This is a genomic window from Pseudomonas sp. CAU 1711, assembly GCF_039888625.1.
In the GTDB taxonomy this organism is placed as follows: domain Bacteria; phylum Pseudomonadota; class Gammaproteobacteria; order Pseudomonadales; family Pseudomonadaceae; genus Aquipseudomonas.
The window spans coordinates 65,482-90,840 of record NZ_JBDQQT010000008.1; the positions used below are offsets into that span (position 1 = coordinate 65,482).

A 25,359-nucleotide genomic window follows, 5' to 3' on the forward strand; every position below is an offset into this window, starting at 1 on the left:
TCCCGCGCATCGTTACTGCATTCTTCCGCAGCGTCCGAGTGCAATTTTACGCGGCACTCGGACGGCAATTTAGCTCGTTCGATCAGGTGAAGCGGAACGCCTCGGCGATCAGCAACTTCGAGGCCCTTCTGGCCGGGATGATCGAGGCCAGCACGGCGGTGACCATGGCCAGGGCGCAGGTGAACCAGAACAGCTCGAAATCCTCGTCCCACAGGATGAAGGCCAGGTAGCCCTTGGTGTAGCCGGGCGACGGCGGCATGGGCAGGCCGTTGACGTTGATCAGCTCGGCCAGGCCGATGCCCACCGCCACGCTAAGCGCGGCGCCGAGCAGGCCGATGAAGATGCCCTCGAGGATGAACAGCCGCCCCACCTCGCGCTGGGTCAGGCCCAGGGCGCGCAGGGTGGCGATCTCGCGGGTGCGCTCGACCACGTTCATCATCAGGGTATTGCCGATCATGAACACCACGATCACGCTGACGATCGACTTGATGAAGAAGAAGATGCCGTCGAACAGGCTGACCACCTGGTGGTAGTACACCGCCAGCTCGGACCAGGGCCGCACCTCCAGCGCGAGGCCCTGCTCGGCGATGATCGCCTCGACCCGCGCCAGCGCGGCGGCGGTCTGATCGGTGTCGTTGAGCAGGACGATGATGCGGCTGACCTCGTCGGTCTCCAGCAACGCCTGGGCGGTCTCCAGCGGCATCTTCAGCGAGCGGTCGTCGTACTCCTTGATGCCCGACTCCATCACTCCGCGCACCGTCACCGACATGGCGTTCTGCCCGCCCTTGGGGTTGACCACCAGCAGGTCCAGCTCGCTGTCGTAACCGGCGCCGATACCCTTGGCCACGCCGGTGCCGATGGTCACGCCGAGGCCGTCGACGCGCGACAGGTCGCTGCCCAGCACGATGCGGTCGAGCGCGCCGAGGGTCAGCGAGCTGGCCGGCTCGATGCCGACCCCGGAGATGAAGGTGGAAGTCTCCGCCTCGTAGTGCGAGGCGATGCCGGAAAACTCGATCTGCCCGGTCACCGTCTTCAGCATGGGCCCCAGCTCGGGGTCGGCGGCGAGAAGCTGCCTGATCTGCGGGTAGCCGGGGATGCCGTGGCGCAGCGGGTTGGTCGCGCCGCTGGCGAGGTAGCCCTCGCGGTACAGCTGCAGATGGCCGAGGTTGGTGCGGATGGTCTGCTCGCGCAGGGCCGAGAAGGAGTGCTGGACGAAGCCACCGAAGGTGAACACCGCCACACCGCCCATGATGATCGCCAGCAGTGTGATGCCCGAGCGGCGGCGCTGGCGGAACAGGTTGGCGAAGGCGTAGCGGATCGAGGTGGGCCGGCGCAGCGCGGTCCACAGCACCAGCAGCAGGGCGTAGGCGATGATGGCGTTGGCCAGGTAGTACAGCAGCTCGCTCACGGCGCCGCCTCCATGATCGGGGTCAGGACCCGCTCCACCTCGGCGCGGGTGATCGGTAGGCGCTCCGTGGAGCCCAGCAGCTCGCTCCAGGGCGTCTGTTCGGCCAGGGTCTTGGCCGCCGTCTCGTCACCGGCGGCGCGCAGCGCCCGGGCCTGGAGGAAGTCGACCAGCGGGTGCAGCTCGGCCGGCACCTGCTCGGGGTGCTCCTGCAGATAGCGCAGGTCCTTGAGCGCCACCACGTGGCGGCCGAACTCGGCCGGCACGTAGCAGTCCATGCGCGCGCGCAGCAGGCGCAGGCGCCAGTCCTCGGGATTCTGGTCGACCGCCTCGTCCATCAGGAAGAAGCCGCGCTTGGCCAGCTCGGCGGCGCGAAAGTAGTTCTGCCGCTTGACGTACTCGCCGGCCATGAACAGCCAGCCGTAGCCCTCGTAGAGCTTGGCCGACAGGTCGTCCGGGTGCTGCTCGCGCCAGGCGCTGAGCGATTCCAGGGTGCTCTCGGCGACGCCCTCGCTCGGCGCCCGCACCACCGCCAGGATCGCCTGGTCGCGTGCCGGCAGTGCGGCGCTGCGCGCCACCAGGGCATCCAGCGCGGCGCGGCCCTGCGCACGCAGCTGCTCGGCATCGACGGCGGCCTGCGCCGGGCCGACCAGCAGCAGGGCGAGGAGCGCTAACAACCTAGTCATGGGCTATTCTCCCGTCGGCGATGCGCACCACCCGCCCGGCCACTTCGCGCACCGCCTCGGAGTGGGTGGAGACGATGAAGGTGGTGCCGTTCTCGCGATTGATTTCCTGCATCAGCTCCAGCACCGCATGGCCGGTCTCCGAGTCCAGGTTGCCGGTCGGTTCGTCGGCGATCACCAGGGCCGGCTTCTTCACCAGCGCGCGGGCGATGGCCACCCGCTGCTGCTGGCCGCCGGACAGCTCCACCGGGCGACGCAGCGCGTGCTGCTGCAGGCCGACCCGCTCCAGCGCCTGCATCACCAGGTGGCGCGCCTGCTCCTTGCGGTAGCCGTTGAGCATCAGCGGGTAGTAGACGTTGTCGAACACGCTGAGTACCGGCAGCAGGTTGAAGAACTGGAAGATGAAACCGATCTCTCGCGCGCGCAGGGCAGCCAGGTCGTGGTCGCCCAGCTCGCCCAGGTCCTGGCCTAGGAAGTGCACGGCGCCGGCGCTGGGCCGGTCGATGCCGCCAATCAGGTTGAGCAGCGTGCTCTTGCCGCTGCCGGACTGGCCGACCAGGGCGACGAACTCGCCGCGCTCGACCTGCAGATCCACCCGCTGCAACGCCAGCACGCTGTTGTCGCCCTTGCCATAGCGCTTCTCCACCGCGCCGAGGCGCACTATCGGCAGCTGGCTGGCCTTGACCAGCTGCAGCCGGCGCGCCTCGCCGGCGGCGGGCGCCGCAGGCGCCCTGCTTTCTTGCTCGCTCATCTCATTCTCCCCGCAGCAGCCAGGTACCGCCCTGGCTGTCGCTCAGGCTCAGCAGGGCCGGCGGCGTGTCCGCCGCCACGGCCTTGCGTTCGGCGTGACGCTGCAGGGCCAGCAGCGGGTTGAGCCCGCCACTGTCGCCGAAGCGCCGACAGATGTTCTCGTACACCCACTGCTCGCCGCGCGCCGCCGCGGCGCCGGCCTCGACCTGGTCCAGCAGGCTGGAGGGATAGAGGCCGCCATAGACCAGCGCACGTTGCTCCGGCAGCAGCTCGGCCCAGCGCCCGGCCAGGGCCTTTGCGGCCGCCTCGCGGCCGCGCGGCGCCTGCAGGTAGTGCGGCTCGCCCAGCAGCAGGCCGGGCTGGCGCGCGCTGGCCAGGGCCTCGGCGCGGCGCAGCACGATGAAACCGGCGCGCTCCACCAGCGGCGCGTTGTGCTGGCCGCCACGGCCCAGCCAGGCGCGCTCGGCGGCATTGCCACTGAGCGCTTCGGCGAAGCACAGCACCGGGAAGCTGCGGAACAGCCCGCCGAGCAGCACGCTGTCGGCGCCGCCGCCGTGCAGCAGGGCGCGGGCCATGCGCAGGGCCTGGACGAAGGCGCCGCGCCCGGCCTGCACCTTGCAGGAGAACGCCTCGGTGGCCTGGTCGCGCAGGATGAATTTGGGGATCACGTCCAGATCGAAGCTGTCGCGCCAGTTGAACGCCTGCTCCAGGTGCGAGCACTGTCCCCAGAAGTCGAAATACAGCAGCGCCATGCGCTCGCGCGGGCCGCGCCGGCCGCAGCTGGCCTCGGCGGCGGCCACCGCCTGCTTGGCCGCCTGGGCCACCGCCGTCAGGGTGTCGCGGTAGCCCACCTTGGCCGCCTCCAGACCGCCATCCTGGCTGAAGCGACTGAAATCCCACTGGCGCCGCCCGGTCTGGCGCGCCGCGCGGCGATGCAACTGCGCCTCCCAGGCACGGAACCAGCGCGGCTCGAAACGCCGTGGCGCGCCCTCGGCCTGTAGCACGGACAGGCCGACCAGGGCCAGGGCATGCTCCTGGTTCAGCCCGCCGCGCGGCTCTAAGGCGCTGGCCGGGCGAATCGGGGTCAACTGCTTCTCTTCGACGGACATGATCGTCTCGCTCATCCGGCCAGCCGCGTCAGCGTGCAGGCAGCCATGGAACCCTCGATGCCCAGGCCCAGCTTGACCAGCCTGTCGCTGGCCAGTGGCAGGGGCTCGGCATCGGCGTGCAGGTGCACCCCGGCGGCGTCCAGCGGCGCCAGGGCCTTGAAGGCCAGCAGGCGGCGCTCGCGCAGGGCGTCGGCGGCGATGGCCAGGTCGGTCAGACCGCTGGCGGCCACCTGGTAACCCAGCTGGGCCTTGTAGGAAACGGCCGGCACGGCGTGATCGCCCCACAGCTTGCGCACCGCCATCAGCTCGGCCTGATCGCTGCCGCGAATGCCGTTGCCGTGCATGAACAGGCAGCTCACCTCGGCGGCCGTGACGCCGGCCTGTTCCAGCGAGGCCTCGACGGTGCGCGCCAGGGTGCGGAAGTCCGGGGCGAAGGACTGCCCGCCGCGTCCGGAGCCGCCGCCCTGGCAGGTGGCGAAGCCGTCAATGCGCAGCTGGCCGCGGCCCTGGCGCGCACTCAGGTGCGCCTCGCTCTCGAGAATCGCCAGGGCCGCGCCGCCGCCCAGCATCACGCCCTCGGTCGCCGCCGAAAAGGGCTGCGCCACCGAGCGGGCCAGGGCATTGACCCCGCCCATGAACATCAGGTTGTACTGCGAGACCTGTTGCCAGGACGCCACCAGCACCAGGTCGGCGGCGCCGGTCTCGATCGCCTTGCTGGCGAGGAACAGCGCCGTCAGGCTGGAGCAGCTGGCGGTGGACAGCGCCAGCGGCGGCAGCGCCAGGCCGACGCGCTGCATCAGCAGGCGGCCAAGGCGCTCCTCGGCGTAACTGTCGCTGTGCATCTGGCGAATGCCGGGGTTGAACAGCAGGTCCTCGGCATCGTTGCGCTGCAGATAGGCGGTGAATTTCATGATGTCCGGCTGCACGCCCTGGCCACCGATATAGAACTGCACCCGCCGCCCGGCCAGCTGGGCACGGCTCAGCCCGGCCTGGGCCAGGGCCTCGTCGAGCACCTTCTCGATCAGCGCGCAGGCGGTCTCGGCATCGCAGCCGCCGGGGTTGCGCCGGGTCCGCGGCAAAGCCGGCATGGCCACCTGCTGCGGGTTGAACAACAGGCCGTTGCCCTGGGCCGCGCGCTCGCTGGCGAAGAAGCCGCTGCGCGGGCCCAGGCGCTGCTCGGCCAGGGCCGCGCACAGCGACGCCGCATCCTGGCCGAGGGCGTTGAACACGCCCAGGCCGGAGATCACCGCACGCCCGGCGTCAGCCATCCTTGCGCACCAGCAGGGCGTAGTTGTTGCCACCATCGGAGGCGCCCAGCACCAGCGCGTGGCGCACCTCGCGGCGCAGCGGCTGACGGACGAAAGCGATGTCATCGGCGCAGAACTCGCGGGTATGCGGAATCGGTGCGATCTCGCCGCTACGCAGGGCCTGCAGCACCTGTGACAGGTTGAGCAGGCCGGCCGCCGACTCGACGAAGCCGAAGTGGCCGTTGTAGTTGACCAGCGGCACCTCGGCCGCCAGCGCACCGAACACCGCGCGCAGCGCGCCCAGTTCCTTCTCCGCGCTGTCGCGGGTGCCCCAACTGGTGCCGCAGATCAGGTCGACCTGGCCCGGCTGCAGGCCGGCTTCGGCCAGCGCCTGGTGGATGGCGGCGATCATCGCATTGCCGGTGGCCAGGCCCGACTCGCCCGGGTAGGCGGCGTCGCAGGAGCGGCCGTAGCCGATCACCTCGCCGAGCACCTCGGCGCCACGCGCGCGCGCCGCATCGAGGTCTTCGAGCAGGGCCACCGCCGCGCCTTCGCCGAGGGTGAAACCGCTGGGGCTGGCGCCGTAGACCTGGAAGGCGTCGGCGGCTTCGCTCCAGCTCAGTCGCTCGGCGGCCGCCGGCGACATCAGCACGGCGGAGTAGGCATTCTCTTCCGCGCCACCGACCAGGGCCTGGGGCTGCAGGCCCTGGCGCACCAGCTCGTAGCCGTAGAGCAGCGCGCCGAGGCCGGCGTTGTAGCCGGTGGACAGGGTGGTGTTGTAGCCCTTCAGGCCCTTGGTGATGGCGCAGAAGGTGGCGGTGGAGTTCATCAGCGCCGAGGGGAACTCGAAGGTGCGCGCACGCTTCGGGTCCGGGTGCAGGCTCTGCGCGTAACGCGCGATGGTGGCCTGCGGCCCCTTGGACATGCCCATGATCAGCGCCACATCGGTATCGCCATGGCGCACCTTGCGCCCGCCGCTCTGCAGCGCCTGCTCCAGGGCCAGCAGACCGTGGGTGCCGATGCGACTGGCCTTGCGCGAATCGAAGTTCTTCACGTGCTTGCGCGGCTCGATGCCGCGCACTTCGTGGGCGCGGAACTGCATGGCACGCAGGTCGGCCTCGGTCACCCCGGCCAGGCGCTCGGCCATTGCCGGGTTGGCCTTGAGCAGCTGGTTCAGGTCGCGCTCGCCCTCGCCGCCCAGCCAGCTATCGGCCGAGACCAGCAGCGAGCCGTCGACGCCATTGCGGATGTTCTCGGCGATCTGCTCGGCACCGTAGCCCAGCGAGCTGAGCGCGCCGAAGCCGGTGATGGCCACGCGGCGTGGCCGGTACTCGGTGGGCGCCGCCGTCTCGGGCGTGACCGAGGCGATCAGGCTGCAGTTGTTGCCGCCGAAGGCGTAGTTGTTCTTCATGAACAGCCCGACCTGGTGCTCCTGGAAATGGTTGGGCACGTAGTTGAGGTCGCAGCCGGTGCGCGGCGTGCTGAAGTTCAGGGTCGGCAGCACCTTGCCGGCCGGCAGGGTGGTCAGGCAGGCGATCATCTCGATGATGCCGGCCGAGCCGATGTTGTGGCCGAAGTAGGACTTGGTCGAACTGACCGGAATCTCGGCGATATTGGGGAAGACCTTCTTCATCGCCAGGGTCTCGGCGCGGTCGTTGGCCTCGGTGCCGGTGCCGTGGGCGTTGATGTAGCCGATCGCCTCCGGGCCGATGCCGGCGTTGCGCAGCGCCGCGCGCATCACCAGGGTGGCGCCTTCGGCGCGCGGGTCCGGCGCCGTCTCGTGGTGGGCGTCGGAGCTGGTGGCGTAGCCGATGATCTCGCCATAGATGGTGGCGCCGCGCGCCTTGGCGTGCTCGTACTCCTCCAGCACCAGGGCGCCGGCGCCCTCGCCGATGGACATGCCGGGCGTGCCGGAGAACGGGCAGCAGGGCTCCTCGCGCATCGCCTTGAGCGCGTAGAAGCCGGCGAAGGTGGGCAGGTAGACCGGGTCGGAGCCGACGATCAGCGCCACCGGGCTCTTGGAATTCTGGATCTGGTCGAAACCGATGCCGATGGCGTTGGTGCTGGCCGTACAGGCCGTGGCCACCAGCTCGAAGCCGCCCTTGAGGCCGAGCAGCGAGGTGACTACCGGGCAGATCGCCGAGAAGTTGCCGCACACCTCCATCTTGCGCGGGTTGAACTCCTCGGGACGACCCTCGATCAGCGGCATGATCGCCTCGGCACTGGCCGAGGACACGCCGACCACCAGGCTGGTGCGTTCCAGCAGCGGGTCGCCGAGCAGGCCGGCATTCTCCAGGGCGTCGCGGCCGACCTTGTAGCCCCACAGCGCGGTGCGGTCCAGCTCGGCCAGGCGCTCCGCGGCGATGCCGGGGTAGTCCACCTGCTGCTGCACCTCGGAGGCCAGGGCATCCTCGTAGTAGTGGCTAAAGTGCTGGCTCGCGCCGATCGCCGCCTTCTCGGCGAACAGTCCCTCGCGGAATGCCTCGACCGTGTTGCCGAGCGCCGTCAACACGCCCATCCCTGTCACCACTACCCGCTTGCGCTGAACCATTTGCTTACTCCTCGACCTGTGGCACGGGCCGCCCGCTGCGGCGGCCCGCCCGGCTGTGGCTGATTGCTGTCGTTACTGCGCCTGCTGCTCCAGCAGGCTCTTCGGCCGCGACGGGTCGACGTAGCTGTGCTCGGCCGGGTTGACCAGGAAGCTGAAGTTCTGCAGGAAGGGGATCGCCGAGGTGCTGATGGCGACGCGCGCGCCGCTGGCGTCGATGGCATAGCCCTCCAGGCCGGCATAGGCGTACTCGCTGTCCAGCAGGGCCTGGCCGATATGTGCCTGCACGCCCTCGGACCAGCCCAGGGTGATCACCTTGCCGATGGCGCTGTCGCCGCTGTAGATGCTGTCGCCGATATTGGCGGCGGCACCGTCGCCCTTGACCACGAAGCCCACCACGCGCTGCGCGGTGCCTTCCTCCAGCTTGGCCAGCAGGGCGTCCTTGCCGACGAACTCGTCCTTGTCGTAGCGCACCGCCCACTGCAACTGCAGCTCGATCGGGCAGCGGCTGAACTCACCGACCAGGGCCGGATCCCAGCACGGGTTCTCCAGGCGCGAACGGCTCTGGAACTCGATGCCGCCGGCCTTCAGGTCGAACTTGGCGCCGGCCTCCAGGGCGCGCTGCCACAGCTCGGCGATGGCCTCGCGCGGCGCCAGCACCTTGTAGGAGAACTCGCCGTGCTTGCCGGCACGCAGCAGGGTCACGTCATCGACATGCATGAACTCGATGAACGGCAGACCGAGCACGTCGAAACCGAACAGCTCGGCCATCAGCTCCCAGCTGTAGGGGCCCTCGAACAGCAGGGTGCCGAGTTCGTTCTTGGCGGCGATCTCGACCTCTTCCTCGCCGACCAGAGCCTGCAGGCTGGCGGCCAGCTTGTCGCCCTGCACCCATTCGGTGAGCAGCAGGAAGCGCTCGTCGTCGCACAGCACGTAGAGGTCGGTGACGATCTGGCCCTTGTCGTCCAGCAGCACCGTGTACAGCGCCTGCTCGTCGCGGATCACCGAGAGGTCGCCGCCGACCACGCGGTTGAGGAAATCGTAGGCCTCGTCGCCCTGCACCTCGACGATGCCGAAGTGCGAGTAGTCGACCATCAGGATGTTCTTGCGCGAGGCCTGGTGCTCGGCGGCGGGCTGACCGTAGTGCAGCGGGATGCGCACGCCATTGCGTTCGCCCAGGGTGGCGCCGGCGGCTTGGTGAACGGCTTCCATCGGATTCATCATTATGTCCCTCGAAGTCTGAGTGGCAGGGATCAGGCGGCTGTGGCCTGGCGCTGCAGAATGAAGTTGGCCAGCGAGTTGACGTTGCGCATGTAGGACGGGTCGTCGCCCTCGGAAACGCGCACGCCGAATTCCTCGTCGAGCATCACCACCAGCTCGGTGGCATCCACCGAGTCGAGCTTCAGGCCGCTGCCAAACAGCGGGGTGTCGTCGTCGATCTGGGCGCGGTTCTGGTACAGGTTGAGGCGGTCGATCAGGCTGTCCTTGAGCTTGTCCAGTACGGCCCGGCGCTGGGCGATGGCGTCTTGCAGTTGCTTGTCCATGGGGTGGTCCTCGCGGATGGGCCTCAGCCCGGGTAGTTGAGTGGTTTAGTCATGTCGAACCAGAAGTTGGCGACCTTGCCGGCGGTGGTGACGCGCCGGCCGACGCGGGCCTCGACCTTGAAGTGGCTGAAGCCGGCCGGGTCCTTCATGATCAGCTCGCTGCGCATGAACAGGGTGTCGCCGGGCAGCACCACGCTCTTGAACTTGAGGTCCTGGGAGGCCAGCACACCGCCCCACTTCTTGCGAATGGCGGCGATGATCGCCATGCCGTCCTCGCTGTGCAGAGCCTTCTGCAGGTCGCGGCGGGCCGACAGGTCGCAGTCGAAACGCTGCTCGTACTCCTCGCAGAAGGCGGTGAGCAGGGTCAGGTAGTCGCTGGTCTGGCCCATCGCCTCGGCGATCAGCACGCCGGGCATGATCGGGCTCTCCGGGAAGTGCCCGGTGAACTGCGGTTCGTTGAAGGAGATGTTCTTCACCGCGGTGATATAGCCGCGCGAGCCGCGCTTGAACTCGCAGATCTTGTCGACCAGGAAGAACGGATAGCGCCAGGGGCCCATCTTCATGAGCATCGAGGGTGCGACGAGACTTTCTTCGGAGTCGGCCATGGGGCCTCCTTAACGCATGATCAGGCCGCCATCGACCACCAGAGTCTGGCCGACGACGTAGCTCGAGGAGCTGGAACAGAGGAAGGCGATGGCCTCGGCCACTTCGCGGGTCTCGCCCATGCGCTGCAGGGGAATCACCGAGAGGGTCTGGCGGATCACGTTGCGCGGCACGCGCTTGGTCATCACCGACTCGATCAGACCGGGGGCCACGGCGTTGACCCGCACCCCCTTGGCGCCCAGCTCGCCGGCCAGGGTGCGGGTGAAGCCGATCATCCCGGCCTTGGCAGCGCTGTAGTTGGTCTGGCCGAAGCTGTTGGTCATGCCGGCGATCGACGAGACGTTGACCACCGCCGCCTGCTTGGCCTTGCGCAGCAGGCGCAGGCAGGCCTTGGTGGCCATGAAGGTGCCGTACAGGTTGGTCTTGACGACGTCGTCGAACTCGTCGAAATCCATCATCGAGAACAGGTTGTCGCGGTACTTGCCGGCGTTGTTCACCAGCACGTCGAGCTTGCCGTCGGCCTCCTCGATCCGCACCATGGCGGCGTCCAGTTCATCCTTGTTGGTGATGTCGCACTTGAGCGTCAGCAGACGCCCGGCGAACTCCTGGCGGTCGGCCAGCTCGCCGAGCCGCGCCGGGTTGTTGTTGTAGGTGGCGTACACCTTGCAACCGTCCTCCAGCAGCTTCTCGCACACCGCCAGGCCGATATCGCCGCTGGCGCCGGTCACCAAGGCGACCTTCCCCTGCAAATCCGTATAACTTGCCATTGCCCTAGCCCTATCTTGTGGTTATCACCCGAGCACAACCGCCGCCACCGCGTGGGTTGCGCAGTGGGATATGCTCAAACTCGCCGCGGTCAGCCCGCACCGCTGCATTTCTTCCTGGAAGCGCCCGGCGAACACCAGGTACGGCCGCCCCGAGCCCTCATGCTCGACACGCAGGTCGTGGAACTGGATGCCGTCGCGAAACCCGGTACCCAGTGCCTTGACCGCCGCCTCCTTGGCCGCCCAGATGCCCGCCGCGCGCTCGGCGTTGGCCTCGGCGTCGCCGATGTAGTCGCGCTCCTGCGCCGTGTACACCCGAGTCAGAAAACCCTCGCCGCTGCGCCGGCTGGCGGTGCGGATGCGTTCGATCTCCACGATGTCGATGCCGATATGCATGTGCCCTCCCCTACGGCCGCTGCGGCATGCCGGCGGCCACCGGCTGCACGCCCAGCTCGTCGATGAACTGGCCGGCCTGCTCGGCGTCGCGGCTGATGGTCAGGCCGCGCTCGTGCCAGAAGGCCCAGCCCGGGACGACCAGCAGCAGCGCGCAGAACAGCGGGAACGGCAGCGGCTGCGGCAACCGCGCCAGCACCCAGCAGAGCAGCAGGGCCCAGAGGCCGACCAGGGCGTAGTACAGGGCCATGCGCGGCAACCCGCGCCCGCCGCCCGCCACCTGGTCGTGCGGCACATTGCGCAGCAAGGCCGAGAGGCGCTCGCCCACCGCCGCATGCAGGCGCGAGCGGCGGGCGCCGAGCAGCATGAAGAAGGTGACTATCCAGCCCAGGATCATCGCGGCCACGACGAACTGCGGTCGCTCGTAGCCGCCCTGCAGGTCGAAGTCGGCGCGGTTGTGCAGCGGCCAGATCAGCGCCAGGCTGATCGACAGGCTGACGCCCAGGTCCTCGACGCGGTAGCGCCCGGCGTCGCGCAGGCGGCGCATGTGCGGCAACAGCGCGTTCTCGCCCTGGTCGCTGGCCAGCACCATGAAGTAGGACGCGCTGCCGGTGAGCAGCAGGGCCAGCAGCAGCGGGAACAGCAGGCCGAGCACCAGCAGCGCCACCGCCGCCGGATAGGCCGGCACCAGGGTCAGCCCGGCCCACAGCAGCAAGGTGATCAGGCCGCCCAGCAGCAGCGGCAGGCTCAGCGGCCGCTGCAGCGGATTGAGCGCGGCGACCAGCGGTCCGATGCGCATCCGTTGCAGCTGCTGCAGCTCCGCCGGCAGGACCATGAACTTGAGCGCGCGCGCCGCATAGATCCAGTAGCCCGGCGCATCGCGGGAGGCGCCGAGGGTGACGCCGAAGGCGATGGCGAAGCCGGCCGGCAGCAGCTCCAGCAGGCCCGGGGCCTGGCTGTTGCGCAGCAGGGCGAAGGTCATCAGCAGGCACAGCAGGCTGACACCCAGGCACAGGCCGAAGCCATAGCGACCGGCGTGCTGGCGGAAGGTCGGCAACATGTCCCGGGCGCCCTCAGTCGGCCAGCGCCGCGTGCGGCGCCAGATGGTCGGAGACATGGCTCACCGGCGGCAGCGGCTGCAGCTCGGTGAAGTCCTGCAGCAGGCGGCCCAGGACCTTCTTCGGGCCGACTTCGAGGAAGCCGCCGACGCCGGCGGCCACCAGGGCCTGCATGGTTTCGCGCCAGCGCACGGTGGAGTAGAGATTGACCACCAGATCGCGGCGAATCTGCTCGATATCGGCGACGGCTGCCGCCGCCTGGTTGGTATACAGCGGTAGCTGCGGCGCAGCGAACTCAAGGCCGTCGATCACCGCCTGGAAGTCGTCGCGCCCGGGCAGCATCAGCGAGCTGTGCCAGGCCCCGTTGACCGGCAGCTTGACCTGCTCGAAACCGGCGCGCAGCAATGCCGGCAGCAGCTCCTTGAGGGCCTGCTTGCTGCCGGAAATCACCTGCTGGCGTGGCGAGTTGTCATTGGCCACGGTGATGCCGTCGGCCAGTTCGTGAGCGGCGATCAGCTCGGCGATGGCGTCGCGGCCGACGCCCTTGATGGCGTACATGGCGCCGTCGCTCTGCTCCGCCAGCGCCTGCATGATGCGGCCACGGGCGGCCACGGCGCGGAACACGTCCTCCATGCCCAGCACGCCGGCGGCGAACAGCGCGGAGAACTCGCCGACGCTGTGCCCGGCCACCGCCGCCACCGGCGGCTCGCCGCGTTCGCGCAGGGCCACCAGGCTGGCGAGGTTGACGCAGGTCACCGCCACCTGCTGGTACTGGGTCTTGTCCAGCTTGGGCATCGGCCCCTTGCTGCACAGGCGGCGCAGGTCGAAGCCGGCGATATCGCTGGCGCAGTCCCAGACACGCGCGGTGGCGGCGCACTGATCGCGCACCTCCTCGCCCATGCCGATATGCTGGGTACCCTGCCCCGGAAACAGCAGGGCCACACCCGCCTTGTCACCAGATCGCTCGAACGCCTGCATAACCCACCCCGCTGTTTCCCAACCGACCGAACTCGCTGTTATCCGGACCGTCCAGATAACCGCCCCCCGCGTACACTTCGAAGTGCCGCGTCAACTGCGAAGAGAAGTGCAGATTGATGGCAAAGCTGCGATCTTCCATGTTGTAGATCGTGGAACTTTCCCAGGACAGCCTGCGCAACTCCGCTTCGTTCTTGTCCAGATGCAGCATCAGATAATTACGCCCCGGCAGCAGGTCGCGTCGGGCCATGTTGTCCACCTCCTGAACGAACAACAGCTGGTAACCTCTGAATAAATCCGCGGCAGTCGCTCGATAGGCCCCTTCGAGCAGATCGAGCGTGTCGAAATAATGATCCCAGTCTTGCTGGTGCCAACCCTGATCCTGAAACAGATACTCCAGGGAGATGGCAGTATTGTTATCCGTGGTGTATCTCAGGCCGGCACCGAACTGGTAGTAATGGTCCCGACTCTGCTCTTCGAAAAACTCTTCTGCGGTCGGCAACTGGAATGACTGCAACTTGCCCAGCGCCGTCCTGTCGAACTTTCTGACCTGGCTGTCTTCACTCACCGAGAACTCGGCACTGAGAATCCAGTCGTCATTGATAAAACCACTCGTCCCTATACCGAATGCGTAACTCTCGCCGCCAACCAGCACCGCACGAGGATTGAAGTCCTCGAATACTGCCGTGGTATACGACAGGTAGTAGCGCTCCATCGAGTTGGTGCGCTGCAAGGTTGTCCAGTCCGCCACCCGCGACTTGTGCGAAGGGTTGGCAAGTTGCGGCAGTACGGCAAACTCAAGTGTGCCTGCCTGGCTGAACCAAGACAGTTGCGCGACCATCGCGCCTTCGCGATAAGTGTCGCGCCAGGACACGCCCAACGCATTGACAGTGCCACGCTCCGAGTAATTGCTCGGCGCCTGTAAAAAATCCAACGGACTGACGAAGAAGAACTGTCCGTTGCGAATATCCTTCTTGCCTATATCGATGAACAGCGACTCGTGCGGCGCCAGCGATATATAGGCCTCGCGGACGAAAGCGCGATTGTCATGACCCTCGCTCGACTGGGCGCTGCCACTGTCGCCGAATGTCTGCAAACGCTCGCCGAACAGGTTGAAGTGCAGCTTCGCGGCATCGCCCGTGCAATCCCCATTCAACTCGCCATAGGCCGCCGCGGAGCTCAGTGCGTGGGTGAAATCCTTGTCCGGATTCAGCCGCGCATCCCGCACCGCAGAACGTCCCGCCTCGGCTCCAGCGAAGCCGGAAACACTACAGGACTGCTCGGCCCTGGCCGCACCGGCGACCAGAGCGAGGCAAACGCCGGCCCACAGAAACTCGTTCCGTACCATCGGAATACCTACCGCTCCCTGTCAGATCGTCAGCGCAGACGCAGTAAGTATTCTTTCTGGAAGTAGGCTTCCGGCACCGCCTCCAAACGCACGTCGGAATACAACATGCGCGTGTACTGTTCTTTTTTCAGACTGTCTTCGATATAGATTTCGTGCGGCCGCTCGACACCCAACGCTGGCTTGTAATCCTTGTACCAGGCACGCTTGATCAACTTGTCATTGGTGGCGAGAAATTCGGCCTTGTACGGGCGATAGTTCTCGGCGTCGACCCAATAGATGATCTTCGGATAGGTCACATAGGACCAACGCCGCTGCAGCTCGAGGCGATAACACTTGCGCCCTTCACAGTCTTCGCTGCCGACCAACTTGGAGATATAGGAAAGATCGAAATCGGTGGCCACCACATCGCCATTGGACACTTGTCCGACCAGACGCTGCTGGCGCGAAATGGGAATGGGCCTACGCAACTTCGGCTCGTAGTACCAAAGTTTGTCGAATATCGATAATAGCGACTTGCCTTTTTCGCTAGGCGGATCGACGAAGCGCACCAGTGCACGCGCATCGCCTTCTTGCCCGGGCTCCGGCTTATAGAAGCGCATGGCCACGTCGAAACTTTGCCGGGTCACTTCCTGATCGCCCTTCATTTCCACGAGGGTCAGGGCGTAACGGAAAGGTTCGGCCGGAGCGCGAATACGATCGGCTTGTCGAATAATCTCGCCAGCCCGCCGATCTTGCGCTTGGGAAATTGCCTCAGAATGATCCGTGGCGCGCTCAGCCTGCGCCGCATGAGCACACCACTGAAAGAGCATACTCACGGAAAGAGTAAATGAAACCAATATATATCGCATCCATGCCCCCGCAACGCCATGGTTGATTTTAGGCAATGCAAAAAAATTATTATTATTGTTATTGCGACAGACTTCCAAACAGTCGCTTATGGGTCACTCTCAACGCCGGGGCATCCTATTTTGCCATTGTATGGGTGTCAATACGGTAATTCCTCGCCCATCTTGTATTGCCCACTCAGGCGCCTACTGCACGAGCATAAACACCAATCAATATCGACAAAATAATTATTCGAAGAACAGAGTCGCACGCAGCGCACCCATTTATGACCAACAGGTCACACCCGCAAACTCGAACCTCACACGCCAGGCTGGAGCGCCTCTCTAGCGGGAACATGGGCAATAACTGCGCGGACAGCTTTCCGCCCCAGCCCCGTCGGGAAGGGGCTAGGGCGAGCGACAGAGCGATGTCGATGCCAAACGGACTTGGCTCGCCGAGAGGTGCGACGAAAAGCGCAGGAAGCGGGATGACCGGTGCGTCAGAAGCCGGTGCTGAACCAAGACAGCAGCAGAGCCCCGCTCAGGGTGATAGCACCGAACTGGTAGAAGAACCGGTTTATGCGCCGGGTCGGCTCATCCAGCAGTGAGGCCTCTTCGTCGACTTCGCTCTGCTCCGCGGCCAGATGGGTCATCGCCCGCTGCTCACGCAGCCGGGTGGCAAGCAGCACCCAACTGCCGGCCAAGGCAAAGAACAGGGCCAGGCCGTTCAGCCATTGGGCGGGGTGGCTGGAGAACAGATTCCAGAGGTACTGCAGGGACACGACTCACCTCGAAATGCACCAAGAGCACAAAGAGCCCGCACCAAAAACCGGCGAGCGGCTCGTAAGGGCCATGCAGAGCGCCTGGAAGCCCCTCATCGCGCACCACGAACGGGCATTGCACAGAGAGCGACCTGGCCTAGGCGGGCGGCATTCTACTGGAAGGTGGCTGGTTAGAAGCTTAGTTTCCGACGAGCGTCTGCGGTCATCACCAAATCGTCTGAAAACTGTCATCAAACTGGTCTAGTGTTTGATGCTCTCAGGATGACCTATCAGTCATTTCATATGACCGATCCAGTCCCACTACCGCGGAGGAACCGCCATGCTGAACCCACAACCCGTTGATCACGACTACCTGATCGATTCCCTGGACGAAGTGGAAGAAGTGGTCGACGAACTCTCCTTCAACGTCCAAGACCACCACTGGCTGGTCTACTGCGCTCTCGGTGGTCACGAACACTACGACCTGCCGGACATCGACGAGCACACCGGCATGTCCCTGCCGGAGTTCTATGCCGAAGCGGCATGAGCGAACTGTCGACACGCCCCCCTGCCTAGTGGCCTGTTTGGCTAATTCAAATATCCAATTTCGGCGCCAGGCTTCGCCATACGTCGTTGCCGCTCCTCGCCGTAGCTCTGCTACGACTCGTCGCGGCGTCTAGTCTGGCAAACCCTGGCACTCGAACTTGAATGCACGAATTAACCGCACAGGCCAACTGGCGGAGGCACGCGACATGCCTCGCGCTACTTTCAGGGGCTTGCAAGCACAACGGGGGTAGCCGGCCTACCCCCGCTTCAAATTGGCGGTCTATCCCGGAACGGCCCGACAACAGGAACTGATGCCCGAGCAGTGCAGCGGACTCTTGGGAAGTCCGGCCTGAGGCGGCTTGCTCAGATGGACGACGCAGGCCTTAGCGTCAGAACTGCAGGTCGGACAGGCGCCACACATCGAAGGCCGGCGTCTCGTAGGGATGGGCCTGTTTCATGGCCTTGACCACATCGTGGATCAGCTCGTCGGCCACCACCAACTCCACCTTCCACTCCGTCACTTCCTCGACCCGTCCGGGCTGACCGAGAAAGGGTGCACTACCGGCCTGCGGGCGGAACTGGCCCTTGCCCAGCACCTGCCAGCAGCAGTTGTCGTATTGCCCGATGCGCCCGGCACCGGCGGCGAACACGGCTGCCTTCACCTCTTCCAGGTGGCCTTCCGGCACATAGAAACAGAACTTATACATCCAGCCCCTCCGAGCATCGACGAATACAGCGGCCCACGGCCGCACTGCCAAGGCGATAATGGCATTCTGCCTCAGACATTTCGCGTGGCCTAGTTCGCAACTCTGTATTGGAGTTCGCCAGAGGCCAATAGTGCATGGCCTGAGTAGAGCCTTTGGCCATAAGCCAACAGGCCTTAATCGCCCTTGGCGAAGCGCCGCCAGCGCGCCTTCAGGCCCACGGCCGGCGGATTGTGGCTGCCGTCACAATAGGGTAGTCGCCGCGACAGGCCACAGCGACAAAGCAGCAGAAATTGCTGGCGCACGGGCTCCAGGCGCAGCCCTTCGGCGCAACCGGGAGAACAGTCGGGGAGTGCGGACGAGCGCCCGCAGCGGCACAGCAGATGGCTTTCGCCGGGGGAGACCTGGCGGACTTCGGGAAGCTTGGGATCCTGCGGGTCTGACACGCCCTCTCCCGCCCCTGCGGGGCACCCTCTCCCGCACGCGGGAGAGGGTCATCAGAGGGGCCGCGAGCGGCCCGCTATCAATCCACCCAGACGCGGGCGTTGCGGAACATGCGCATCCAGCCGGCGTCTTCCTGCCACTCGTCCGGGCGCCAGGAGTTCTGCACGGCGCGGAACACCCGCTCCGGGTGCGGCATCATGATGGTCACGCGGCCGTCGCGGCTGCACAGACCGGTGATGCCGCGCGGCGAGCCGTTGGGGTTGGCCGGGTAGCTCTCGGTGACCTTGCCGTGGTTGTCGATGAAGCGCATCGCCACGGTGCCGGACAGGTCGGCCTCCAGCAGCGCCTCCTCGCTCTCGAACTCGGCATGACCCTCGCCGTGGGCGATGGCGATCGGCAGACGCGAGCCGGCCATGCCCTGCAGGAAGATCGACGCCGACTCCTGCACCTGGACCATGGCCACGCGCGCCTCGAACTGCTCCGAGCGGTTGCGCACGAAGTGCGGCCAGAACTCGCTCCCCGGGATCAGCTCGTGCAGGTTGCTCATCATCTGACAGCCGTTGCACACGCCAAGGGCGAAGCTGTCCTTGCGCTCGAAGAAGGCCTGGAAGCCGTCGCGGGCACGGGCGTTGAACAGGATCGACTTGGCCCAGCCCTCGCCGGCGCCGAGCACGTCGCCGTAGGAGAAGCCGCCACAGGCCACCAGGCCCTTGAAGTCTTCCAGGCTGACGCGGCCGGCGAGGATATCGCTCATATGCACGTCGATGGCAGAGAAGCCGGCGCGGTCGAAGGCCGCGGCCATCTCCACCTGACCGTTGACGCCCTGCTCGCGCAGGATCGCCACTCGCGGGCGCGCGCCCTTCTTGATGTAGGGCGCGGCGATGTCCTGGTTGACGTCGAAGCTCAGCTTGACCGACAGGCCGGGGTTGTCCTCGTCGAGGATCAGGTCGAACTCCTGGTCGGCGCACTCGGCGTTGTCGCGCAGGCGCTGAATCTGATAGCTGGTCTCGGCCCACTGGCGCTGCAGCAGGCGGCGCTCGCCGGCGAACACCGGCTCGCCATTGAAGCTGATGGCCACGCTGCTGTCGTTGACCGGCTGGCCGATCACCGCCACGCAGTCGCCGAGGCCGGCGGCGCTGAACTGGGCGAGTATCTCCGGGGTGGCATCCTGGCGCACCTGGATCAGCGCGCCCAGTTCCTCGTTGAACAGCACGGCGGCCAGTTCGCTGGCGTCGTCGGCCAGGCCGTCGAGGAACAGGTTGAGGCCGCAGTGGCCGGCGAAGGCCATCTCCAGGGCGGTGGTCAGCAGGCCACCGTCGGAACGGTCGTGGTAGGCCAGGATATGACCGTCGGCGTTGAGGCCCTGGATCACGGCGAAGAAGGCCTTGAGGTCTTCGGCGTCGTCCACGTCCGGCACGGCCTGGCCGAGCTGGGCATGGGTCTGTGCCAGGATCGAGCCGCCCAGGCGGTTCTGCCCGCGACCGAGGTCGATCAGGATCAGGTCAGTCTCGCCCTTGTCCAGGCGCAGCTGCGGGGTCAGGGTCTGGCGCACGTCCTGCACCGGGGCGAAGCCGGAGATCACCAGCGACAGCGGCGAGGTCACGGACTTGTCCACGCCCTCGTCCTGCCAGCGGGTCTTCATGGACATGGAGTCCTTGCCCACCGGGATGGTGATGCCCAGCGCCGGGCACAGCTCCATGCCCACCGCCTTGACGGTGTCGTACAGGCGCGCGTCCTCGCCCGGGTGGCCGGCGGCGGCCATCCAGTTGGCCGACAGTTTGATGTCGGACAGCTTCTCGATACGTGCTGCTGCCAGGTTGGTGATGGTCTCGCCAACCGCCATGCGCCCCGAGGCCGGGGCATCCAGCAGGGCCAGCGGAGTACGCTCGCCCATGGCCATGGCCTCGCCGGTGTAGACGTCGAAGCTGGTGGCGGTCACGGCGCAGTCGGCCACCGGCACCTGCCAGGGGCCGACCATCTGGTCGCGGGCGACCAGGCCGGTGATGGTGCGGTCGCCGATGGTGATCAGGAAGCTCTTGCTGGCCACGGCCGGGTGACGCAGCACGCGGCTCACCGCTTCCGCGATATCGATGCCGGCGGCGTCGAAGTCATCGCCCTGCTCGGCCTCGCGGGCCACGCTGCGGTGCATGCGCGGCGGCTTGCCGAGCAGCACTTCCAGCGGCATGTCCACCGGCTTGTTGCCGAAATGGCTATCGGACACGGTCAGGTGCGGCTCGGCGATGGCCTCGCCGACCACGGCGAAGGGGCAGCGCTCGCGCTCGCAGATGGCCTTGAAACGCTCGAAGTCGGCGGCATCCACGCTCATCACGTAGCGTTCCTGCGATTCGTTGCACCAGATTTCCAGCGGCGCCATGCCCGGCTCGTCGTTCGGTACCGCGCGCAGTTCGAAGCGACCACCACGGCCGCCGTCGTTGATCAGCTCCGGCAGGGCGTTGGAGATGCCGCCGGCACCGACGTCGTGGATGAACTTGATCGGGTTATCCAAGCCCAGTTGCCAGCAGCGGTCGATGACTTCCTGGCAGCGACGCTCCATTTCCGGGTTGTCGCGCTGCACCGAGGCGAAGTCCAGGTCGGCGGAGCTGGCACCGGTGGCCATGGAGGAAGCGGCGCCGCCGCCCAGGCCGATGAGCATGGCCGGGCCGCCGAGCACGATCAGCTTGGCGCCGACCGAGATCTCGCCCTTCTGCACGTGCTCGGCGCGGATGTTGCCCATGCCGCCGGCCAGCATGATCGGCTTGTGGTAGCCGCGCACTTCTTCGCCGCGCGGCGTGTTCACCGCCTGCTCGAAGGTACGGAAGTAGCCGCTCAGGGCCGGACGGCCGAATTCGTTGTTGAACGCGGCGCCGCCCAGCGGGCCTTCAATCATGATGTCCAGCGCGGTGACGATGCGCTCGGGCTTGCCGTAGGGCTTCTCCCAGGGCTGCTGGAAACCGGGGATATTCAGGTTGGACACGGTGAAACCGGTCAGGCCGGCCTTGGGCTTGGCGCCGCGGCCGGTAGCGCCCTCGTCGCGGATCTCGCCGCCGGAGCCGGTGGAGGCGCCGGGGAACGGGGCGATGGCGGTCGGGTGGTTGTGCGTCTCCACCTTCATCAGGATATGCACCGGCTCCTGAGTGGCGCCGTATTCGCGGGTGGCCGGGTTGGGGTAGAAGCGCCCGGCGGTAAAGCCCTCGATCACCGATGCGTTGTCCTTGTAGGCGGACAGCACGCCGTCGCTGTGCATCTGGTAGGTGTTCTTGATCATGCCGAACAGGCTCTTCTCCTGAGCCTGACCGTCGATATCCCAGCTGGCGTTGAAGATCTTGTGCCGGCAGTGCTCGGAATTGGCCTGGGCGAACATCATCAGCTCGACGTCGTGCGGGTTGCGCCCCAGCTCGACGAAGCTCTTCACCAGGTAGTCGATCTCGTCCTCGGCCAGGGCCAGGCCCAGGTCGACGTTGGCTTTTTCCAGCGCGGCGCGCCCGCCGGCGAGGATATCCACCGCGGTCAGCGGCTTGGGTTCGGCATGGCTGAACAGGCCGGCGGCCTGCTCCAGGCTGCCCAGCACCAGCTGGGTCATGCGGTCGTGCAGCATGGCGGCGACGGCCTGGCGCTCGGCCTCGGACAGCTCGCCCGAGACGTAATAGGCAATGCCGCGCTCCAGGCGCTCGATCTTGGCCAGGCCGCAGTTATGGGCGATATCGGTGGCCTTGCTCGACCAGGGCGAGATGGTGCCGAAGCGCGGGATGACCAGGAACAGCTGGCCGCTGGGCTCCTGCACCGGCACGCTCGGGCCGTATTGCAGCAGCCGGGCCAGCACCTGCTCCTCGCTGGCGTCGAGCAGGCCGGCCACCTCGGCGAAGTGCGCGAACTCGGCATACAGCCCGGTCACGGCGGGGACCTTGGCGGTCAGTTGCGAGAGCAGTTTGCCGTGGCGGAAGGCGGAAAGAGCGGGCGCGCCGCGCAGGATCAACATGGAGAACAGCCTCTGAGAAGGGGGTGTACTTCGAACCTGCCACGGGCCTCCGGAACAGGTTCTTGGAGGCCGTGCATTCTAGCCTAAAGCGCCGCCGGGCGGCACCTGTGGCGATAGCGCCTAGCAGAGCCATGGATGGCTGTCCAGATATGGCGCCCCCGGGGCTTTGCGTATACTGCGCCGATGCTTGCCTACATAGCGTTGCGCATCCGCTCAACCGCCTGGTTGCTGGCGACCCTGATCCTCCTGGCGCTCTCGGGCTGCGACGGCAATGCCGCCAAGCCGCCCACCACCCTCGAGCGCGTACAGGAGGAGGGTGTGCTGCGCGTGATCACCCGCAACAGCCCGACCACCTACTTCCAGGACCGCGCCGGCGAAACCGGCTTCGAGTACGAGCTGGTCAGGCGCTTCGCCGAGCAGCTCGGCGTCGAGCTGCGCATCGAGACCGCCGACAACCTGGACGACCTGTTCGCCCGCCTCAACCAGGCGAACGGCCCGGCGCTGGCCGCCGCCGGCCTGGTGGCCAGCGCCGGGCGCCGGGCGCAAGCCAACTTCTCCCGTTCCTACCTGCAGGTCACCCCGCAGGTCATCTATCGCAACGGCCAGCGCCGCCCCACCCGCCCCGAGGACCTGATCGGGCGCAGCATCATGGTGCTCAAGGGCAGCAGCCACGCCGAGCAGCTGGCCGAGCTGAAGCGCAGCCTGCCCGCACTGCAGTATCAGGAGTCCGCCGAGGTCGAGGTGGTCGACCTGCTGCGCATGGTCGACGAGGGCCAGATAGACCTGACCCTGGTCGACTCCAACGAGCTGGCGATGAACCAGGTGTACTTCCCCAACGTGCGCGTGGCCTTCGACCTGGGCGAGGTGCGCGACCTCGGCTGGGCGGTGGCCGCCGGCGAGGACCGCAGCCTGCTGCAGGAAGTCGACCGTTTCCTCGCCCAGGCCGAGCAGAACGGCAGCCTGAAGCGCCTCAAGGAGCGCTACTACGGCCACGTCGACGTGCTCGGCTATGTCGGCGCCTATACCTTCGCCAAGCACCTGCAGCAGCGCCTGCCGCGCTACGAGCAGGACTTCAAGAAGGCCGCCGAGCGGCACAAGGTGGACTGGCGCCTGCTGGCCGCCATCGGCTATCAGGAATCCTTGTGGACCCCGGACGCCACCTCCAAGACCGGCGTGCGCGGCCTGATGATGCTGACCCAGAACACCGCCCAGGCCATGGGCGTGGTCAACCGCCTCGACCCCAGGCAGAGCATCGCCGGCGGCGCCAAGTACTTCGCCCTGGTGCACAGCGGCCTGACCGAGGACATGGAAGAGCCGGACCGCACCTGGTTCGCCCTGGCCGCCTACAACATCGGCATCGCCCATCTGGCCGACGCGCGCAAGCTGGCCAAGGCCGAGGGCCTCAATCCGAACAAGTGGCTGGACGTGCAGAAGATGCTGCCGCGCCTGGCGCAGAAGCAGTGGTACAGCAAAACCCGCTACGGCTACGCGCGCGGCGGCGAGACCGTGCACTTCGTGCGCAACATCCGCCGCTACTACGACATCCTCAACTGGGTGACCCAGCCGCAGCTGGAAGGCACCCAGGTGGCCGAGAGCGGCCTGCACGTGCCGGGCGTGAACAAGACCATTCCCAAGGAAGAGCCGAGCCAGCTGTAGCCCGGCTGTGGCTGGCATCCGGACTACCGCTCGCCGCCGCGCCGCGCCTTGAAGAAGGCGCTGAGCAGCTCGCCGCACTCCTGCGCCAGCAGCCCGCCCTCGATCAGCACCCGGTGATTGAGAAAGGCCTGCTCGAAGAACTGCCCGCGACTGACCGCCACCCCGGCCTTGGGTTCGGTGGTGCCGTAGACCACCCTGGCGATGCGCGAATGCACGATCAGCCCGGCGCACATGCTGCAGGGCTCCAGGGTCACGTACAGGGTGCTGCCGGGCAGGCGGTAGTTCCGCAGCGCGCCGGCGGCGGCGCGGATTGCCACCATCTCGGCATGGGCGCTGGGGTCGCTGGTGGAGATCGGGCAGTTGAAACCACGCCCTATCACCTCGCCGTCCTGCACCAGCAACGCGCCCACCGGCACCTCGCCGCGTTGCGCGCCCAATGCGGCCTGCTCCAGCGCCTCGCGCATGAATGCCTCATCGCGGGAGCGATCGACTATCCGTGGCCTGCTCATCGCCACCCCCGGGGGCAGGCGCTGGGCAACACCCGCCGCTTGCGGCCTGCGGCTTGTAGCTTGCTGCTCATACCACCTCGATGGCGGCCATCAGGCCGGTTTCCATATGGTCGATCACATGGCAGTGGAACATCCATACCCCCGGGTTATCGGCGACGAAGGCGATGCGCGCCGTCTCGTTCTTGCCCAGCAGATAGGTATCGGTGAAGTAGGGGGTGATGCGCTTGCGGTCGGAGTCCAGCACCTTGAAGCTCATGCCGTGCAGATGGATGGGGTGCTGGTACTGGGCCATGTTGCGCAGCACGAAGATGTAGTGGCCGCCGTGCCTGAGGCTGGCGATGGGCCGCTCGGCGCAGCGCTTGTCGTTGATATCCCAGGCCTGGCCGTTGATCTGCCAGTAGCGTGCCGGCCCCTTCCGCGGGTCGGCCAGCGTGGCGGTCCACTCGAAGTTGAAGCGCAGGGTCTCGGCCCGAGCCAGGTCGGGCTCGGCCACCGGATTGGCCGGCAGGGGCGGCGGCCAGTCGCCGGGCGCCTCGCCGCTGGCCACGCTGCGCAGGGTGGCCAGACGCAGCGGGCCGTTGCGCAGCGGCAGCTCGTTACCGGCCGCCGGCACCTTCAGCGCCAGGTCGAGGCGCATGCCCGGCCCCAGCCAATGGTCCTTGCCCAGCGGACGCGGCTCGACCGGGTTGCCATCCAGCGCATAGATTCGCGCCTCGCCGCCCGGCAGGTTGAGCCGGTAGGTGACGGTGCTGTCGACGTTGATCAGGCGCAGGCGCACCACTTGCCCGGCCGGCAGCTCCAGGGTCGGGTTGGGCACACCGTTGATGCTCGACAGGCGCCCGCGGGTGCCCTCGCGCGCCGCCAGGCGCGGCAGCGAGAAGGCGGTGAAGGCGCCCCGCTCGTCCACGTGCCAGGTCTTCAGGCTCAGCGTGCGCTCGTGGGCGAAGCCGCTCGGCTCGCGTTCCTCGACGATCAGCGGGCCGACCAGACCGCGCCCGAGCTGCTCGGCGCTGGCGGTGTGCGGGTGGTACCAGTAGCTGCCGGCGTCCGGGCAGACGAATTCGTAGTCGAAGTACTCGCCCGGCTTGACCGGCAGCTGCGAGACGTAGGGCACGCCGTCCATGTCGATGGGCAGGCGGATGCCGTGCCAGTGGATGGTGGTCTCCACTTCCAGCCGGTTGATGAAGCGCACGCGCAGGCGCTCGCCCTGCCGGCAGCGCAGCTCCAGGCCGGGCGCCTGGCCGCCGTAGGCCCAGGCCGGGGTCCTGTGCCCCGGCACCAGCTCCAGATCAAGCGGCGCGGCGATCAGCTCGTAGTCGTGGCTCGCCACATCCCGCGTGCGCCCCAGCCAGTAGCGCACGCCACCGGCGCCGAGCCCCGCCACGCCCAGGGCGGCCAGACCGGCGACCACCTGCCTGCGGCTCAGATTCATCGCTCACCTTCAATGCGCGGCGCTCTAGCGCCAATGACAAAGGCTGCGATTTTAGGCGCTCGGCACCGGCCAAGTCGAAC

General features: G+C 67.0%; 23 protein-coding genes. 2 read left to right on the forward strand and 21 right to left on the reverse strand.

Annotation, left to right across the window (positions count from 1 at the left end):
- Positions 1–82 precede the first annotated feature (82 nt).
- The 16 genes from AAFN46_RS10755 to AAFN46_RS10830 all read right to left on the reverse strand — a co-directional run bounded on the left by AAFN46_RS10755 (position 83) and on the right by AAFN46_RS10830 (position 16,033).
- Entirely contained in the window at positions 83–1,408 is a 1,326-nt protein-coding gene (locus AAFN46_RS10755; RefSeq protein WP_347808685.1) for an FtsX-like permease family protein, read from the reverse strand.
- The gene (locus tag AAFN46_RS10760; protein ID WP_347808686.1) at positions 1,405–2,091 is read right to left on the reverse strand and encodes a hypothetical protein; all 687 of its coding nucleotides are present in this window, start codon (positions 2,089–2,091) and stop codon (positions 1,405–1,407) included. The genes AAFN46_RS10755 and AAFN46_RS10760 overlap by 4 nt, the downstream gene beginning before the upstream one ends.
- Entirely contained in the window at positions 2,084–2,839 is a 756-nt protein-coding gene (locus tag AAFN46_RS10765; RefSeq protein WP_347808687.1) for an ABC transporter ATP-binding protein, read from the reverse strand. Before AAFN46_RS10765 ends, AAFN46_RS10760 begins: the two co-directional genes overlap by 8 nt.
- A gap of 1 nt (position 2,840) precedes the next feature.
- Positions 2,841–3,947: a hypothetical protein gene (locus AAFN46_RS10770; RefSeq protein WP_347808688.1), complete on the reverse strand. Its 1,107-nt coding sequence runs from the start codon at positions 3,945–3,947 to the stop codon at positions 2,841–2,843.
- Between the two features lie 11 nt (positions 3,948–3,958).
- Positions 3,959–5,215 (reverse strand): beta-ketoacyl synthase N-terminal-like domain-containing protein, encoded by a 1,257-nt coding sequence (locus AAFN46_RS10775; RefSeq protein ID WP_347808689.1) that lies wholly within the window; start codon positions 5,213–5,215, stop codon positions 3,959–3,961.
- Entirely contained in the window at positions 5,208–7,745 is a 2,538-nt protein-coding gene (locus AAFN46_RS10780) for a beta-ketoacyl-[acyl-carrier-protein] synthase family protein (protein WP_347808690.1), read from the reverse strand. The genes AAFN46_RS10775 and AAFN46_RS10780 overlap by 8 nt, the downstream gene beginning before the upstream one ends.
- Before the next feature lie 72 nt (positions 7,746–7,817).
- Entirely contained in the window at positions 7,818–8,954 is a 1,137-nt protein-coding gene (locus AAFN46_RS10785; protein ID WP_347808691.1) for an aminomethyltransferase family protein, read from the reverse strand.
- A 41-nt stretch (positions 8,955–8,995) separates the two neighbouring features.
- Positions 8,996–9,286 (reverse strand): acyl carrier protein, encoded by a 291-nt coding sequence (locus AAFN46_RS10790; RefSeq protein ID WP_347808692.1) that lies wholly within the window; start codon positions 9,284–9,286, stop codon positions 8,996–8,998.
- Positions 9,287–9,309: 23 nt separating this feature from the next.
- Positions 9,310–9,891: a 3-hydroxyacyl-ACP dehydratase FabZ family protein gene (locus tag AAFN46_RS10795; protein WP_347808693.1), complete on the reverse strand. Its 582-nt coding sequence runs from the start codon at positions 9,889–9,891 to the stop codon at positions 9,310–9,312.
- Positions 9,892–9,900: 9 nt separating this feature from the next.
- Positions 9,901–10,656: an SDR family NAD(P)-dependent oxidoreductase gene (locus tag AAFN46_RS10800; RefSeq protein ID WP_347808694.1), complete on the reverse strand. Its 756-nt coding sequence runs from the start codon at positions 10,654–10,656 to the stop codon at positions 9,901–9,903.
- A gap of 24 nt (positions 10,657–10,680) precedes the next feature.
- Positions 10,681–11,049, reverse strand: a complete 369-nt coding sequence (acpS, locus tag AAFN46_RS10805; RefSeq protein WP_347808695.1) for a holo-ACP synthase — start codon at positions 11,047–11,049, stop codon at positions 10,681–10,683.
- A 10-nt stretch (positions 11,050–11,059) separates the two neighbouring features.
- Positions 11,060–12,106 (reverse strand): hypothetical protein, encoded by a 1,047-nt coding sequence (locus tag AAFN46_RS10810; protein ID WP_347808696.1) that lies wholly within the window; start codon positions 12,104–12,106, stop codon positions 11,060–11,062.
- A 13-nt stretch (positions 12,107–12,119) separates the two neighbouring features.
- Positions 12,120–13,046, reverse strand: coding sequence for an ACP S-malonyltransferase (locus tag AAFN46_RS10815; protein WP_347808697.1), 927 nt, complete (start codon positions 13,044–13,046; stop codon positions 12,120–12,122).
- Positions 13,047–13,056: 10 nt separating this feature from the next.
- Positions 13,057–14,427 (reverse strand): hypothetical protein, encoded by a 1,371-nt coding sequence (locus tag AAFN46_RS10820; RefSeq protein ID WP_347808698.1) that lies wholly within the window; start codon positions 14,425–14,427, stop codon positions 13,057–13,059.
- A 29-nt stretch (positions 14,428–14,456) separates the two neighbouring features.
- The gene (locus AAFN46_RS10825) at positions 14,457–15,275 is read right to left on the reverse strand and encodes an outer membrane lipoprotein-sorting protein (protein WP_347808699.1); all 819 of its coding nucleotides are present in this window, start codon (positions 15,273–15,275) and stop codon (positions 14,457–14,459) included.
- Between the two features lie 476 nt (positions 15,276–15,751).
- The gene (locus AAFN46_RS10830) at positions 15,752–16,033 is read right to left on the reverse strand and encodes a hypothetical protein (protein WP_347808700.1); all 282 of its coding nucleotides are present in this window, start codon (positions 16,031–16,033) and stop codon (positions 15,752–15,754) included.
- Between the two features lie 319 nt (positions 16,034–16,352).
- Between AAFN46_RS10830 and AAFN46_RS10835 the strand changes: the two genes are divergently transcribed.
- Positions 16,353–16,559, forward strand: coding sequence for a hypothetical protein (locus AAFN46_RS10835; protein WP_347808701.1), 207 nt, complete (start codon positions 16,353–16,355; stop codon positions 16,557–16,559).
- Between the two features lie 388 nt (positions 16,560–16,947).
- On the opposite strand, the gene AAFN46_RS10840 is transcribed toward AAFN46_RS10835, so the two are convergent.
- From AAFN46_RS10840 to purL, 3 genes are all read right to left on the reverse strand, one after another.
- On the reverse strand, positions 16,948–17,265 hold the full coding sequence (locus AAFN46_RS10840) for a YqfO family protein (protein WP_347808702.1): 318 nt from the start codon (positions 17,263–17,265) through the stop codon (positions 16,948–16,950).
- Between the two features lie 173 nt (positions 17,266–17,438).
- Complete coding sequence (locus tag AAFN46_RS10845) at positions 17,439–17,708, reverse strand: CDGSH iron-sulfur domain-containing protein (RefSeq protein ID WP_347808703.1); 270 nt, start codon at positions 17,706–17,708, stop codon at positions 17,439–17,441.
- Positions 17,709–17,785: 77 nt separating this feature from the next.
- On the reverse strand, positions 17,786–21,682 hold the full coding sequence (gene purL / locus AAFN46_RS10850) for a phosphoribosylformylglycinamidine synthase (protein ID WP_347808704.1): 3,897 nt from the start codon (positions 21,680–21,682) through the stop codon (positions 17,786–17,788).
- A gap of 183 nt (positions 21,683–21,865) precedes the next feature.
- On the opposite strand from purL, the gene mltF reads away from it, so the two are divergent.
- Positions 21,866–23,338, forward strand: a complete 1,473-nt coding sequence (mltF, locus tag AAFN46_RS10855) for a membrane-bound lytic murein transglycosylase MltF (RefSeq protein WP_347808705.1) — start codon at positions 21,866–21,868, stop codon at positions 23,336–23,338.
- 23 nt (positions 23,339–23,361) lie between these two features.
- Here the strand turns inward: mltF and tadA are convergent, their stop codons facing one another.
- Complete coding sequence (gene tadA, locus AAFN46_RS10860; RefSeq protein WP_347808706.1) at positions 23,362–23,847, reverse strand: tRNA adenosine(34) deaminase TadA; 486 nt, start codon at positions 23,845–23,847, stop codon at positions 23,362–23,364.
- Between the two features lie 67 nt (positions 23,848–23,914).
- On the reverse strand, positions 23,915–25,279 hold the full coding sequence (locus tag AAFN46_RS10865; RefSeq protein WP_347808707.1) for a multicopper oxidase family protein: 1,365 nt from the start codon (positions 25,277–25,279) through the stop codon (positions 23,915–23,917).
- Positions 25,280–25,359 lie beyond the last annotated feature (80 nt).

What these genes read in the sequence shown, in the direction of transcription:
- AAFN46_RS10760 (WP_347808686.1), bottom strand. Translation starts at nt 2,091, where the DNA reads ATGACTAGGTTGTTAGCGCTCCTCGCCCTGCTGCTGGTCGGCCCGGCG.
- AAFN46_RS10765 (WP_347808687.1), bottom strand. Translation starts at nt 2,839, where the DNA reads ATGAGCGAGCAAGAAAGCAGGGCGCCTGCGGCGCCCGCCGCCGGCGAG.
- AAFN46_RS10770 (WP_347808688.1), bottom strand. Translation starts at nt 3,947, where the DNA reads ATGTCCGTCGAAGAGAAGCAGTTGACCCCGATTCGCCCGGCCAGCGCC.
- AAFN46_RS10775 (WP_347808689.1), bottom strand. Translation starts at nt 5,215, where the DNA reads ATGGCTGACGCCGGGCGTGCGGTGATCTCCGGCCTGGGCGTGTTCAAC.
- AAFN46_RS10780 (WP_347808690.1), bottom strand. Translation starts at nt 7,745, where the DNA reads ATGGTTCAGCGCAAGCGGGTAGTGGTGACAGGGATGGGCGTGTTGACG.
- AAFN46_RS10785 (WP_347808691.1), bottom strand. Translation starts at nt 8,954, where the DNA reads ATGGAAGCCGTTCACCAAGCCGCCGGCGCCACCCTGGGCGAACGCAAT.
- AAFN46_RS10790 (WP_347808692.1), bottom strand. Translation starts at nt 9,286, where the DNA reads ATGGACAAGCAACTGCAAGACGCCATCGCCCAGCGCCGGGCCGTACTG.
- AAFN46_RS10795 (WP_347808693.1), bottom strand. Translation starts at nt 9,891, where the DNA reads ATGGCCGACTCCGAAGAAAGTCTCGTCGCACCCTCGATGCTCATGAAG.
- AAFN46_RS10800 (WP_347808694.1), bottom strand. Translation starts at nt 10,656, where the DNA reads ATGGCAAGTTATACGGATTTGCAGGGGAAGGTCGCCTTGGTGACCGGC.
- acpS (WP_347808695.1), bottom strand. Translation starts at nt 11,049, where the DNA reads ATGCATATCGGCATCGACATCGTGGAGATCGAACGCATCCGCACCGCC.
- AAFN46_RS10810 (WP_347808696.1), bottom strand. Translation starts at nt 12,106, where the DNA reads ATGTTGCCGACCTTCCGCCAGCACGCCGGTCGCTATGGCTTCGGCCTG.
- AAFN46_RS10820 (WP_347808698.1), bottom strand. Translation starts at nt 14,427, where the DNA reads ATGGTACGGAACGAGTTTCTGTGGGCCGGCGTTTGCCTCGCTCTGGTC.
- AAFN46_RS10825 (WP_347808699.1), bottom strand. Translation starts at nt 15,275, where the DNA reads ATGCGATATATATTGGTTTCATTTACTCTTTCCGTGAGTATGCTCTTT.
- AAFN46_RS10835 (WP_347808701.1), top strand. Translation starts at nt 16,353, where the DNA reads ATGCTGAACCCACAACCCGTTGATCACGACTACCTGATCGATTCCCTG.
- AAFN46_RS10840 (WP_347808702.1), bottom strand. Translation starts at nt 17,265, where the DNA reads ATGTATAAGTTCTGTTTCTATGTGCCGGAAGGCCACCTGGAAGAGGTG.
- purL (WP_347808704.1), bottom strand. Translation starts at nt 21,682, where the DNA reads ATGTTGATCCTGCGCGGCGCGCCCGCTCTTTCCGCCTTCCGCCACGGC.
- mltF (WP_347808705.1), top strand. Translation starts at nt 21,866, where the DNA reads ATGCTTGCCTACATAGCGTTGCGCATCCGCTCAACCGCCTGGTTGCTG.
- tadA (WP_347808706.1), bottom strand. Translation starts at nt 23,847, where the DNA reads ATGAGCAGGCCACGGATAGTCGATCGCTCCCGCGATGAGGCATTCATG.
- AAFN46_RS10865 (WP_347808707.1), bottom strand. Translation starts at nt 25,279, where the DNA reads ATGAATCTGAGCCGCAGGCAGGTGGTCGCCGGTCTGGCCGCCCTGGGC.